General features: G+C 69.6%; 14 protein-coding genes. 3 read left to right on the top strand and 11 right to left on the bottom strand.

Translation table 11 applies throughout. From position 1 onward, the window contains the following. From ACE3Q3_RS19980 to folK, 11 genes are all read right to left on the bottom strand, one after another. The coding region (locus tag ACE3Q3_RS19980) for a carbohydrate ABC transporter permease (protein WP_374449003.1) at nucleotides 1–583 on the bottom strand (583 nt) is incomplete at its 3' end. Then, a complete protein-coding gene (locus ACE3Q3_RS19975) occupies nucleotides 583–1,512 on the bottom strand; it encodes a carbohydrate ABC transporter permease (protein WP_374449002.1) in 930 nt (309 codons plus the stop codon). The genes ACE3Q3_RS19975 and ACE3Q3_RS19980, both read right to left, overlap by 1 nt. Nucleotides 1,513–1,621: 109 nt before the next feature. Continuing rightward, nucleotides 1,622–2,962 carry an ABC transporter substrate-binding protein gene (locus ACE3Q3_RS19970; protein ID WP_374449001.1) on the bottom strand — a complete coding sequence of 447 codons (1,341 nt, stop codon included), beginning with the start codon at nucleotides 2,960–2,962 and terminating at the stop codon, nucleotides 1,622–1,624. Nucleotides 2,963–3,144: 182 nt separating this feature from the next. Beyond that, nucleotides 3,145–4,059, bottom strand: a complete 915-nt coding sequence (era, locus tag ACE3Q3_RS19965; protein ID WP_374449000.1) for a GTPase Era — start codon at nucleotides 4,057–4,059, stop codon at nucleotides 3,145–3,147. Beyond that, complete coding sequence (rnc, locus tag ACE3Q3_RS19960) at nucleotides 4,056–4,787, bottom strand: ribonuclease III (RefSeq protein WP_374448999.1); 732 nt, start codon at nucleotides 4,785–4,787, stop codon at nucleotides 4,056–4,058. Before rnc ends, era begins: the two co-directional genes overlap by 4 nt. Continuing rightward, on the bottom strand, nucleotides 4,784–5,548 hold the full coding sequence (gene lepB, locus ACE3Q3_RS19955; protein ID WP_374448998.1) for a signal peptidase I: 765 nt from the start codon (nucleotides 5,546–5,548) through the stop codon (nucleotides 4,784–4,786). Before lepB ends, rnc begins: the two co-directional genes overlap by 4 nt. A gap of 89 nt (nucleotides 5,549–5,637) precedes the next feature. Next, a complete protein-coding gene (gene acpS, locus ACE3Q3_RS19950; RefSeq protein ID WP_374448997.1) occupies nucleotides 5,638–6,063 on the bottom strand; it encodes a holo-ACP synthase in 426 nt (141 codons plus the stop codon). Nucleotides 6,064–6,078: 15 nt separating this feature from the next. Next, a complete protein-coding gene (locus ACE3Q3_RS19945; protein ID WP_374448996.1) occupies nucleotides 6,079–6,831 on the bottom strand; it encodes a pyridoxine 5'-phosphate synthase in 753 nt (250 codons plus the stop codon). After that, on the bottom strand, nucleotides 6,831–8,969 hold the full coding sequence (locus tag ACE3Q3_RS19940) for a bifunctional (p)ppGpp synthetase/guanosine-3',5'-bis(diphosphate) 3'-pyrophosphohydrolase (protein ID WP_374448995.1): 2,139 nt from the start codon (nucleotides 8,967–8,969) through the stop codon (nucleotides 6,831–6,833). The genes ACE3Q3_RS19945 and ACE3Q3_RS19940 overlap by 1 nt, the downstream gene beginning before the upstream one ends. A gap of 68 nt (nucleotides 8,970–9,037) precedes the next feature. Beyond that, entirely contained in the window at nucleotides 9,038–9,415 is a 378-nt protein-coding gene (gene rpoZ, locus ACE3Q3_RS19935) for a DNA-directed RNA polymerase subunit omega (protein ID WP_374448994.1), read from the bottom strand. Nucleotides 9,416–9,484: 69 nt separating this feature from the next. Beyond that, nucleotides 9,485–10,042: a 2-amino-4-hydroxy-6-hydroxymethyldihydropteridine diphosphokinase gene (gene folK, locus ACE3Q3_RS19930; RefSeq protein ID WP_374448993.1), complete on the bottom strand. Its 558-nt coding sequence runs from the start codon at nucleotides 10,040–10,042 to the stop codon at nucleotides 9,485–9,487. Nucleotides 10,043–10,183: 141 nt separating this feature from the next. Here folK and ACE3Q3_RS19925 point away from each other — a divergent pair, with 141 nt between their 5' ends. The 3 genes from ACE3Q3_RS19925 to ACE3Q3_RS19915 all read left to right on the top strand — a co-directional run. Beyond that, nucleotides 10,184–10,774 (top strand): NYN domain-containing protein, encoded by a 591-nt coding sequence (locus ACE3Q3_RS19925; RefSeq protein ID WP_374448992.1) that lies wholly within the window; start codon nucleotides 10,184–10,186, stop codon nucleotides 10,772–10,774. Next, nucleotides 10,771–11,448 carry a uracil-DNA glycosylase gene (locus ACE3Q3_RS19920; protein WP_374448991.1) on the top strand — a complete coding sequence of 226 codons (678 nt, stop codon included), beginning with the start codon at nucleotides 10,771–10,773 and terminating at the stop codon, nucleotides 11,446–11,448. The genes ACE3Q3_RS19925 and ACE3Q3_RS19920 overlap by 4 nt, the downstream gene beginning before the upstream one ends. Nucleotides 11,449–11,531: 83 nt before the next feature. Further along, nucleotides 11,532–11,946 (top strand): chromate transporter (locus ACE3Q3_RS19915; protein WP_374448990.1); only part of this gene is annotated, 415 nt, incomplete at its 3' end.

Here is an 11,946-nt window from a genome sequence, read left to right as displayed (position 1 = left end):
GTTCCTTCGGGATCGAGGCGAAGTAGCCGATCATGATCCAGGTGCAGAAGGGCACGGTCAGCGTCGGATAGAGGAAGAGCAGCACCCACCAGTTGTTGATGAGCTGGATGCCCGTGTACTCGTAGACGAAGGCGAAGGTCTTGAACAACGGGATGAAGAGCAGCGTCTCCGGGATCAGGTAGGTGAGGAAGACCCCGGTCGCCAGCGTCGTCGATCCCCAGAACTTCATCCGCGACAGGGCGAAGGCGGCCGGCACGCTCACCAGCATGGTGATGATGACGACGCAGACGGAGATGATCGCCGAGTTCTTGAAGAAGGTCAGGTACTGGTTGGAACTGAGGAGCTCGATGTAGTTGTCGAGCGTCGGCGCGAACACCCACCATGGATTCGTCGCCGCCGAGATCTCCTGCGAGGTCTTCAGCGACGTGATGAACATGTAGATGGGCGGCATCAGGAAGAAGATCGCGAAGATCACCAGGAACACGTAGGACCAGACCAGCGCCCGCTTGCGCGAGCGGCTGATGCTGCCGTAGCGCACCGGGCGGGTGGGCCCGCCCTGCGCATGAGCGACTGCGGTGGCCATCAGGCTTCGTTCCCCCGCTTGTTGATGTCGCGCAGGATGAAGATCGCGCCGATTCCGAGGATCGGCAGCATGAACAGCGACACGCTGGCGCCGAGCGGGATGTCGCCGCCCTCGATGCCGAGCTTGAACGCCCAGGTGGCGAAGACGTGGGTCTGGTCGATGGGCCCGCCGGCCGTCAGCACCCGGACGATGTCGAAGTTGGCGAAGGTGACGATGGTCGAGAACAGCACCGTGATGAGGATGATGTTCCGCATCATCGGCAGCGTCACGTACCAGAGCCGCTGCCACCAGTTGGCGCCGTCGATCGACGCCGCCTCGTAGAGCTGTTCCGGCACCGACTTCAGCGCCGCCAGGTACATGATCATGAAGAACGGCGCGCCGTACCAGACATTGACCAGGATGACCGAGAAGCGCGCCCAGACGGGATCGCCCAGCCACGGCACCGGGTCGATACCGAACAGCGCGAACAGCCAGTTGAAGGCGCTGTAGGACGGGTCGAACAGCCAGAACCAGGCGAGCGTCGACATCGCCGGCGGGATGACCCACGGCACCAGGAGCATGCCGCGCCACTTGCGCTGGCCCTTGCCCGGGATGGCATGGACGAAATGGGCGACGAAGAGGCCGATCAGCGCCTTGAACACCACCGCGGTGATCGCGAAGATGCAGGACTGCTTGACCACCATCCAGAACGTCTCGCGCTTGAACAGGAACTCGAAGTTCCCGAGGCCGACGAAGCGTTCCATCGACTTGTTCAGCGTCGCCAGGTGCAGCGAGTAGAGCGCCGGGTAGAGCACCAGCAGCGCGATGATGAGAATCAGCGGCAGCGCCATCAGGAAGGCGATGGTGGATTTCCGCTGGAAGAGGCCCGGCCGCCGGCGCGCCCCCGCACCGGCGCCGACGCCCATTGTTCCGGTTGCCGCATCGACCATCGGCATCACCCTCTAGGACTCGGATCGAAAGACCGTCCGGTTGCGGCAGCGGCGCCGCCGTCCCCCGCGGGAGGACGACGGCGCCGCCACCGAACCATGCGCGCCGGGATCAGGAGCGGGAGAAGCCCTCGAGCTCCGATTCCGCCCAGGCGATGGTCTTCTCCATCGCCTCGCCCTGCGCGTGCCGCACCGCCATCTTGGTCAGCGTCGCCTGCGTGTAGATCTGCGCCGCGATCTTGGGCGGCGCCGGCGCGGCGGCGATCGACAGGGTCTGGTGGTTGTGCGGGTTCGGGTAGTGGTAGAGCGTGCCCTTCGGCGGACCTTCCTCGGCCCAGGTCTTGAAGGTCGTCAGCTTCTCGAAGGACGGCAGGTCGTAGCCGCCCGAGGCCGCCACCATCTTCTCCGCCGCGGCCGGCTGCGAGATGTGGACGAGCAGGCTCTTGGCCGCCGACTTGTTCTTCGAGAAATTCCAGATGCCCCAGAAATAGGGCAGGAACGGCGCGAAGCGGCCCTTCGGACCGGACGGCATGCCGTGGGTCCAGAGCTGTTCGGCGATCTTCGGCGCGTCGCGCTTGGCGACCGCCCAGGCGCTCGGCGGGTTCATGATGAGCGCGCCGCGGCCGGAGACGATCCACTTGTTGTTGGAGGCGTCGTCCCAGGCCGACACGTCGGCCGGCAGGACCGCGATCAGGCGCTTGTAGAAGTCGAGGGCCTGGCGGGTCGCGTCCGACTTGACCGTGATGTTGCCCTTGGCGTCGATCAGGGTGGCGCCGAAGGACTGGAAGATCGCGCCGGCGGTGTCGACCGAGTCCGACGTCTGGCCGAGGCCGATGCCGAACGGCACGCCGGCCTTGTGGCATTTCTCGGCGGCAGCCAGGAACGCGTCCATCGTCCAGGCGTCGGCCTTCGGCGGGCCGCCCGCCGGATACAGCGCCTGGATGTCGATGCCGGCATGCTGCTTCAGGAGGTCGATGCGCGTGCACGGGCCCTTGATCTGGCTGCCCGCCGTCGCCGGCACCGCGATCCACTTGCCCCCGGAGCGCCCGAGATACTCGACCGTGCCGTTGACCTGGCCGTTCTGCTTGATGAGCTCGGTCATGATGTCGTCGACCGGCTCGAGGTTCTTCGCCTGGTCGGCGGGCTGCCAGGTCGGGAAGGCCAGGATGTCATGGCCCGACCGCGCCTGCGACTCGGCGGCGATCGTCAGCAGGTTCTTGTTCCCCTGCGACGTGATGTAGTCGATCGTGATGTCGACCTTTTCCTTGGCGGCCCACTCCTGGCAGAGCTGCGTCAGGGCACCGTTGGCGCCGGGAACCCAATGGTCCCAGAATCCGACCGCCAGCTTGCCGGCGGCATGGGCGCCGCGCACGAACGGAGCACTGAGCGCAACGGCCGAAACGGCCGCCGCCCCCTTCAGCACTCCACGACGGGAAACGCGTGCTCGGGTCATCGTTCTCCTCCACTGCTTGCCCCCGCTGGAGCTCAGCGGAGGCAGTGTCGTGCCCTTTCCGCACACCCGGGGGTGGCGGATGGACTCCTTTTTGTGACGATCACTGTGGCGCGTTCCGCGCCCCCGCTCAAGCGATTTCCGGGAAGCGGGACCCCGTTCCGGATCGGCGCCGCCCGGCCCGGCTAACGCTCGCCGGCGCTCCAGTCGATGCCCTGGATCTCGTAGGCCTCGGGCTCGTCCTGCCAGTTCGGCCGCTCCTTGACGAAGAGGACGAGATGCACCCGGCGCCCCAGCACCTCGGCGATCTCCTGGCGCGCCGCGACGCTGATCGCCTTGATCCGTGCGCCGCCGCGACCGAGGACGATCGCCTTCTGGCTCGGCCGCATGACGTAGATCACCTGGCCGATCCGGACGCTCCCGTCGCGGTGCTCCTCCCAGGTCTCGGTTTCCACGGCGGTCGCGTAGGGCAGCTCGTCATGGAGCTGGAGGAAGAGCTTCTCGCGCGTGATCTCCGCCGCCAGCAGGCGCTGCGGCATGTCGGCGATCTGGTCCTCGGGATAGAGCCAGGGACCTTCCGGCATCCGCTCCGCCACCCGCGCCGCGAGGTCGGCGACGCCGTCGCCGGTGAGGGCCGAGATCATGAAGGTTTCCGAATAGACGCCGGACTGCGTCATCTCGGCGACCAGCGGCAGCAGCCGTTCCGGGCGGATGGCGTCGATCTTGTTGAGCGCCAGGATCGCCTTGCGCCCCGCCGCGCCGAGCTGCTCCATGATGCGCCTTGCATCGGCATCGAGGCCGCGCTGGGCGTCGACCAGATGGATCATCAGGTCGGCGTCCTCCGCCCCCTTCCATGCCGTCGCGACCATCGCCCGCTCCAGGCGCCGGCGCGGTTCGAAGATGCCGGGCGTGTCGACCCAGACGATCTGGACCTGCCCGACGAGGGCGATCCCGAGCACCCGGGCGCGCGTCGTCTGCACCTTGGGCGAGACGATCGCGACCTTGGAGCCGACGAGGCGGTTGACCAGCGTCGACTTGCCGGCGTTGGGGGCGCCGATGATGGCGGCGAAGCCGCAGCGCGTGGGCGCCGTCCCGGTCATCGCCGGGCTCCGGCGGCCAGGAGGGCGAGCAGCGCCTCGGCCGCCGCCCGCTCGGCCGTGCGCTTGGAGGCGCCGACCGCCGAGGCGCCGGGATGGCCCTCGATCGTCACCGCCACGGTGAAGGCCGGCGCGTGGTCCGGGCCTTCGGCCGCCAGCGTCTCGTAGCGGGGCAGCGGCAGCCCCCGCCCCTGGGCCCATTCCTGGAGCTCGGTCTTGGGATCGCGCGGCGGCCGCCGCTCGGCCACCCGCTCCTCCCAGTGCGCATGGATGAAGCGCGCGGCCGCCGGCAGGCCGCCGTCGAGATAGAGGGCGCCGATCACCGCCTCCATGCAGTCGGCGAGCGTGCCGGCATTGCTGCGGCCGCCGCCGACCTCCTCGCCGCGCGACATCATGATGTGGCGTCCGAGTTCGATCGAGCGCGCGACGTCGGCCAGGGCCTCACGCCGGACATGCGCCGCGAGCCGGCGCGCCAGATGGCCTTCCGGCTCGGAGGGGAAGCGCCGCAGCAGCAGTTCCGCCACCACCAGCCCCAGCACCCGGTCGCCCAGGAACTCCAGCCGCTCGTAGGGACTGGCCTGGGGCGTCGCGGTGACGCTCGGGTGACGCAGCGCGTCGCGCAGCAGGCGCCGGTCGCGGAAGCGGTGGCCGATGCGCTCGGCCAGCGCCTCGGCGTCGGGCTCGGGCGCGTCGGCCGCCGGCGGCGCGGCTACCGCGGCCCGTCCCATCATCCCACCCCCGAGAAGAGCCGCGACCAGCGGATCGCCATCGGCCAGCGCCAGAACTGCCAGAGCGCGGCGCTGCCGTCGGTGGAGAAGAACAGGAACTCCGCCCGGCCGACGAGGTTCTCCGCCGGGACGAAGCCGACCGCCGACGGGTCGCGGCTGTCGGCCGAATTGTCGCGGTTGTCGCCCATGGCGAAGTAATGGCCCGGCGGCACGACGTATTCCTGGGTGTTGTCGAACGGACCGTCGTCGGTGATCTCGAGGATGCGGTGCTGGCGCCCGTTGGGCAGCGTCTCGACATACTGCGGCACGCGCATCGCGCCCCCGAATGGGCTGCGTTCGGTGAAATCCTCGACGCGCTGGCGCTTGACGGCCGCGCCATTGATGTAGAGCAGACCCTGGCGCATCTGGATGCGGTCCCCGGGCAGGCCGACGATGCGCTTGATGTAGTCGGTCTTGTTGTCGCGCGGATACTTGAAGACCGCGACGTCGCCGCGCTCCGGCTCCGCCCCCATCACCCGGCCCGAGAAGAGCGGCGGACCGAGCGGCAGCGAGTAGCGGCTGTAGCCGTAGGAATACTTGGACACGAACAGGTAGTCGCCGACCAGCAGCGTCGGGATCATCGAGCCGGACGGGATGTTGAACGGCTCGAACGCGACCGTGCGCACGAAGAGCGCGATCAGGATCGCGTAGACGACGGTCTTGATCGATTCGATGAGGCCGCCCTTGGCCTTCTTCTCGGTGAGGGACGAGTTGCGGAACGCCATCGGCGACGCCTTGTCTGCTGGGTTTCGGGGGGCCGGAGACGGCGCAGGGTCGGGGCCGGGCGGGATCAAGCCCGCCGCGGCGGGTCGAGTCAAGCCGCTCCCGATCCGCTCGCGACGGCCGCGGGGACGGCCGAGATGATGACGATGACCTGCGCCTGCGGCCATTCGTCGGTGATGCTGACGTCGATCCGGGCCGTCATGCCGGGCGGCGTGATCTCGGCGAGGCGGGCCGCCGCCCCTCCGGTCAGCGCCATCGTCGGCTGCCCGGTCGGCAGGTTCACGACCCCCATGTCGCGCCAGTAGACGCCGCGCCGGAAGCCGGTGCCGAGCGCCTTCGAGCACGCCTCCTTGGCGGCGTAGCGCTTGGCGTAGCTCGCCGCGCGCAGCCGCCGCCGGTCGGACTTGGCCCGCTCGACGGCCGTGAAGACGCGCTCGGTGAAGCGCTCGCCGTAGCGCTCCAGCGTCCGTTCGATGCGCCGGATGTCGATGATGTCGCTGCCGATGCCGATGATCATGAAATCGGCCGCCGCTCACCCCGTCGGGGCCGCGCGGGCACCGTCCATCAGCCGGCGCATGCGGGCGATCGCCGCCTCGAGGCCGACGAAGATCGCCTCGCCGACCAGGAAATGGCCGATGTTGAGTTCGACCAGGGTCGGGATCGCCGCCACCGGCTCGACCGTGTCGTAGGAGAGCCCGTGTCCGGCATGGCATTCGAGGCCGATCGCCGCGGCATGGGCGGCTGCCCGGCGGATCCGGTCGAGTTCGTGCGCCCGCTCGACGCCCTCGGCCTCGCAGTAGGCGCCGGTGTGGAGCTCGACGACCGGCGCCCCGACGGCGACCGCGGCGTCGAGCTGCGCCGGCTCGGGATCGACGAAGAGCGAGACCCGGATGCCGGCGTCGGCGAGGCGGCGGATCGCCGGAACGAGGTGGTCGCGGCCGCCGATCACGTCGAGCCCGCCCTCGGTCGTCACCTCGGTGCGCTTTTCGGGCACGATGCAGGCGGCGTGCGGGCGGTGGCGGAGCGCGATGCCGACCATCTCCTCGGTCGCCGCCATCTCGAAGTTGAGCGGCAGCGCGATCTCCGCGACGAGCCGGCCGATGTCGGCGTCGCGGATGTGGCGCCGGTCCTCGCGCAGGTGGGCGGTGATTCCGTCCGCGCCGGCCGCCGCCGCGATCGCCGCCGCCCGCAGCGGGTCGGGATGGGGACCGCCGCGCGCGTTCCGCACCGTGGCGACGTGGTCGATGTTGATGCCGAGGCGCAGCCGGCTCCCCGTCCCCGCCATCACGCCCTCGCCCGCTCGACCGAGTTGACCGACGAGTTGGTGCGCAAGGCGGCGATGATGTTGGTCAGATGCTTCACGTCCTGCACCTCGATGTCGATCAGGATCTCGAAGAAGTCCGTCGAGCGGCTGGTGATCTTCAGGTTCGAGATGTTGCCCTGGTTCTTGCCGATGATGGTCGTCAGGTTGCCCATGCTGCCCGGCTCGTTGAGCAGGATGACATGGATGCGGCCGACATGGTTGGCCGTCTCGGCGCTGCTGCCGTCCCAGCTGACGTCGACCCAGCGCTCCGGCGCGTCGGCGAAGCTCTCCAGGGTCTCGCAGTCGATGGTGTGGATGGTGACGCCCTTGCCGGTGGTGACGATCCCGACGATGCGGTCGCCCGGCAGCGGATGGCAGCACCCGGCATAGTGGACGGCCATCCCCGGGATGAGGCCGCGGATCGGGATGCCGCCCTCGCCCCTGGCCGGCTTGGCGCGGCCGCGGCGCAGCGGCACGACCTTGTCGCGCTGCTCGACCGCCTGGGGATGGACCGCCAGCACCACCTCGCGGGCCGAGTTCAGGCCTTCGCCGACCGCGGCGTAGAGGTCGTCGAGCGTCGCCAGATTGAAGTTGCGCAGCACTCCCTCGATGAGGCGCTCCTGGACCTCGTGCCCCTCGGCCTTGAAGGCGCGCTGGATCAGCGAGCGCCCCATCTCGACATACTGGTCGCGCTGCTGGGTGCGGATGAAGCGCCGGATGCGCGCCCGGGCCTTGCCGGTGACGACGAACCGCTCCCAGACCGGCGACGGCGTCTGCGCCTTGGAGGTGATGATCTCGACCTGGTCGCCGTTCTGCAGCTGCGTCCGCAGCGGCATGATGCGGCCGTTGATCTTGGTGCCGACGCAATGGTCGCCGACCGCGGAATGGACGGCGTAGGCGAAATCGACCGGCGTCGCCCCGCGCGGCATCGCGAACAGGTCGCCCTTGGGCGTGAAGCAGAACACTTGGTCCTGGAACATCTCGAGCTTGGTGTGCTCGAGGAACTCCTCCGGGTTGGAGGCGTGCTCGAGGATGTCGAGCAGTTCGCGCAGCCAGCGGTACTGCGGCCCCTCGGTGCTGCCGCTGCCCTGCTTGTAGCGCCAGTGCGCGGCGACGCCGAGTTCGTTGACCTCGTGCATCTCGCCGGTGCGGATCTGCACCTCGATGCGCTGGCGCTCGGGTCCGATGACGCCGGTGTGCAGCGAGCGATAGCCGTTCGGCTTGGGCGTCGACAGGTAGTCCTTGAACCGGCCCGGGACCACCGGATAGCGGCTGTGGATCACCCCCAGCGCGTGATAGCAGTCCTCGACCGTGCCGACGACGGCGCGGAAGGCCATGATGTCCGCCAGTTGCTCGAAGCCGACATTCTTGCGCTGCATCTTGCGCCAGATCGAATAGGCGGACTTCTCCCGCCCGGAGATCTCGGCCGCGATGCCGTTCTCGGCCAGGAGCTGCTCGAGCTCGCTCGTCACCCGTGCCACCAGCCCGCCACCCTGGTCGCGCAGGAAGGAGAGGCGCTGGATGATCGACTGCCGGGCGTCGGGATGCAGTTCGGCGAAGGCGAGATCCTCGAGCTCGTCCTTCATCTCGTGCATGCCGATGCGTTCGGCGAGTGGCGCGTAGATCTCCATCGTCTCGCGCGCGATGCGCCGCCGGCTGTCGGCCGACTTCTTGAAATGCAGCGTCCGCATGTTGTGCAGCCGGTCGGCCAGCTTCACGAGCAGGACGCGGATGTCCTCGGACATGGCGAGGACGAGCTTGCGGAAATTCTCCGCCTGCTTGGTCTGGTCGGACTGCAGTTCCAGCCGCGACAGCTTGGTGACGCCGTCGACGAGGCGAGCGATGTCGCGCCCGAACAGGGCCTCGATCTGCTCCAGCGTCGCCACCGTGTCCTCGACCGTGTCGTGCAGGAGCCCGGTCACGATCGAGGCGGCGTCGAGCTTCATCGCCGCCAGGATGCCGGCGACCTCGACGGGGTGGGAAAAGTAGGGGTCGCCGCTGGCGCGCTTCTGCGACCCGTGCGCCTGCACGGCGAAGACGTAGGCGCGGTTGATCGCGTTCTCGTCGGCCCCCGGGTCGTACGCCTTGACGCGCTCGACGAGCTCGAACTGGCGCATCATCGCCGGCCCGCCCGGGAAACTTACGGCGAGGGTGTCAGATGGAAGTAATGCGAGCGCCTGTCCCGGGGCTATTCTTCCTCCGCAGCCGCGACTTCGACTGCGTCCTCGACCTCGAGGCCGGCGTCGGCGACCTCGGCCTCGGCGCTCCGCGACTGGATCGCCTCGGTCCACACCTGATCCGTGACGGACATCTCCTTGTCCTCCTCGGGCTCGTCGTTCTCGACGTGCCGCTGGAGACCGCGGATCAGCGACTCCTGCAAGGTGGCGAGCGAGATCGTCGCATCGGCGATCTCGCGCAGCGCGACCACGGGATTCTTGTCGTTGTCGCGGTCGATGGTGAGCGGCGCGCCGGCCGCCACTTCGCGGGCGCGCTGGCCCGCCATCATCACGAGGTCGAACCGGTTCGGAACCCGCAGGACACAATCTTCGACGGTGACGCGTGCCATGGGCGACCCGCTCCTTGAACGACAGTTTGAGAGAATAGCCTTTCAACCTAGTCGCCGCGGCGCCGAACATCAAGGATCATGGGCGCCGGCGACGATCGGGGTGGCCCCGGGCACCAGCCGTTCGACGACGGGACGGCACGGCAGTGCGGCCAGCAGGTCCGCCACGCCGCGCCCGTCCACCGGATGCCGCCATGTGGGCGCGACCTCGGCCAGCGGCGCCAGCACGAAGCGCCGCTCGGCCATGCGCGGATGCGGCAGGATCGGACCCGGCGGCCCGCTGCGGACGATGCCGTGCCAGTCGAGCAGGTCGAGATCGAGGGTGCGGGCCGCCCAATGCCGCTCGCGGGTGCGGCCGAAGGCCGCCTCGATGCGGTGGAGCGCGGCCAGCAGCGCCTCCGGGCCGAGGCCGCTCGCCGCCGCGACCACCCCGTTCACGAACCAGGGCTGGCGCTCGGCGCCGACCGGCTCCGTGCGGTACCAGGAGGACCGCCGGACGACGCGGATGCCGGCGGCGGCGAGGCGCGCAAACGCCGCCTCGCAGGTCGCAAGCGGCGGCCGGCCGTCGGGCCCGGGAAGGTTGGCGCCGAGCGCGATGTAGATCCCGGCCGCCGCCTGCCGCCGCATCATCGCAGGAACTCCTTGCAATGCCGATCCAGTCTGCCAATTCTCCGGCCGCGTCGGCGCCCGTCCGGTTGCGGTGGCGCTGGAAACATTCGAGGAATATCTCCGCCGGTTGTGCGGAACTATTGTCCTTCAGGAGACATTTTCATGCATTTCTATCCCGAAGATCGCATCGCGGTCTTCATCGACGGGGCGAATTTCTACGGTGCGGCGCGCGCGCTCGGGTTCGACATCGACTATCGCCGGATGCACGAACTGTTCACCAAGAAGGCCCGCCTCCTCCGCATCGCCTACTACACGACCTTCACCGACGACCAGGACTATTCGCCGCTGCGGCCGCTGATCGACTGGCTGGACTACAACGGCTTCATGCTGGTGACCAAGCCCGCCAAGGAGTTCACCGACGCCACCGGGCGCCGGCGCTTCAAGGGCAGCATGGACGTCGAGATCGCCGTCGACATGCTGGAGGTCGCGGGCCGCGTCGACCATGTCGTCCTGATGTCGGGCGACGGGGACCTGCGGGCGGCCGTCGAGGCGGTGCAGCGCAAGGGCGTCCGCGTCACCGTCGTCAGCACGCTCCGCTCGCAGCCGCCGATGATCGCCGACGAACTGCGCCGCCAGGCGGATTCCTTCGTCGACCTCCAGGATCTGGCGCCGCTGGTGCAGCGCAGCCAGGCCGCGCGCGACGAGGCACTGCCGGCCCGCTACACGGCCGCCTCGACGCAAGACGAAGCGTGAGCGCCGCGGCGGCGCCGGTGGAGCCGAGCCGCGACTGCCCGCTCTGCCCCCGGCTCGCGGAGTTCCGGGCGCGGTGGCGGGCGGCCCAGCCCGACTGGCACAATGCGCCCGTGCCCTCCTTCGGCGCGGCCGGCGGGCGCCTCCTGGTGGTCGGCCTGGCGCCCGGACTGCGCGGCGCCAACCGCACCGGCCGCCCATTCACCGGCGACTGGGCCGGCGACCTGCTCTACCCGACCCTGGTCCGCCACGGGCTCGCGGCCGGCACGTTCGGCGCCCGGCCCGACGACGGCCTCGCCCTCGTCGACTGCCGCATCACCAACGCCGTGCGCTGCGTCCCGCCCGAGAACAAGCCGACCCCGGCCGAGGTGAAGGCGTGCCGCTCCTTCCTCGCCGGCGAGATCGCCGCCATCGCGCCCGGCGGCGGCATGCTGGCGCTCGGCCGCATCGCCCACGACGCGATCCTCGGCACGCTCGCCGTCCGCAAGGCCGATCATCCGTTCGCCCATGGCCGGGTGCACGAACTGCCGGGCGGCCGCTGGCTCGCCGACAGCTACCACTCCTCGCGCTACAACACGAACACCGGCCGGCTGACGCCCGAGATGTTCGACACCGTCGTCGCCATGGTCGCGGCGCGGATCGACGCCGTACGGGAGGCGGGACGCCCGGCCCCCTGACGATCGTTCCGGTGCGGTCCCCCGGTTGACCCCTGTCCGCACGCCGACGACTATCGCGCCCCGCTCCCAGGCCGGTGATCGACATGCCCGCAGCCCCGCCCGACGCGCCGACGGCCCGCCAGCCGCTGTCGACGGTCTTCCTCGCCTTCCTCCAGCTCGGCTTCACGTCCTTCGGCGGCCCGGTCGCGCATCTCGGCTATTTTCGCGAGGCGTTCGTCCGCCGGCGGCGCTGGATCGACGATCACGCCTATGCCGACCTCGTGGCGCTGTGCCAGTTCCTGCCCGGCCCGGCGTCGAGCCAGGTCGGCATCGGCATCGGCCTCGCCAAGGCCGGGCTGCCGGGAGCGCTGGCGGCCTGGATCGGCTTCACCCTGCCGTCGGCGGTCGTACTGGCGGCCTTCGGGTACGGTGTCGTCGCCTTCCAGGACGCCATCCCGACGGGTCTGCTGCATGGCCTCAAGGTCGTCGCCGTCGCGGTGGTGGCGCAGGCGATCTGGG

Source organism: Allostella sp., from assembly GCF_041913585.1.
In the GTDB taxonomy this organism is placed as follows: Bacteria; Pseudomonadota; Alphaproteobacteria; order ATCC43930; family Allostellaceae; genus Allostella.
The sequence above is the reverse complement of the archived record's forward strand: the minus strand, read 5'-3'. Positions and strand labels throughout refer to the sequence as shown.

What these genes read in the sequence shown, in the direction of transcription:
- ACE3Q3_RS19975 (WP_374449002.1), bottom strand. Translation starts at nt 1,512, where the DNA reads ATGGTCGATGCGGCAACCGGAACAATGGGCGTCGGCGCCGGTGCGGGG.
- ACE3Q3_RS19970 (WP_374449001.1), bottom strand. Translation starts at nt 2,962, where the DNA reads ATGACCCGAGCACGCGTTTCCCGTCGTGGAGTGCTGAAGGGGGCGGCG.
- era (WP_374449000.1), bottom strand. Translation starts at nt 4,059, where the DNA reads ATGACCGGGACGGCGCCCACGCGCTGCGGCTTCGCCGCCATCATCGGC.
- rnc (WP_374448999.1), bottom strand. Translation starts at nt 4,787, where the DNA reads ATGATGGGACGGGCCGCGGTAGCCGCGCCGCCGGCGGCCGACGCGCCC.
- lepB (WP_374448998.1), bottom strand. Translation starts at nt 5,548, where the DNA reads ATGGCGTTCCGCAACTCGTCCCTCACCGAGAAGAAGGCCAAGGGCGGC.
- acpS (WP_374448997.1), bottom strand. Translation starts at nt 6,063, where the DNA reads ATGATCATCGGCATCGGCAGCGACATCATCGACATCCGGCGCATCGAA.
- ACE3Q3_RS19945 (WP_374448996.1), bottom strand. Translation starts at nt 6,831, where the DNA reads ATGGCGGGGACGGGGAGCCGGCTGCGCCTCGGCATCAACATCGACCAC.
- ACE3Q3_RS19940 (WP_374448995.1), bottom strand. Translation starts at nt 8,969, where the DNA reads ATGATGCGCCAGTTCGAGCTCGTCGAGCGCGTCAAGGCGTACGACCCG.
- rpoZ (WP_374448994.1), bottom strand. Translation starts at nt 9,415, where the DNA reads ATGGCACGCGTCACCGTCGAAGATTGTGTCCTGCGGGTTCCGAACCGG.
- folK (WP_374448993.1), bottom strand. Translation starts at nt 10,042, where the DNA reads ATGATGCGGCGGCAGGCGGCGGCCGGGATCTACATCGCGCTCGGCGCC.
- ACE3Q3_RS19925 (WP_374448992.1), top strand. Translation starts at nt 10,184, where the DNA reads ATGCATTTCTATCCCGAAGATCGCATCGCGGTCTTCATCGACGGGGCG.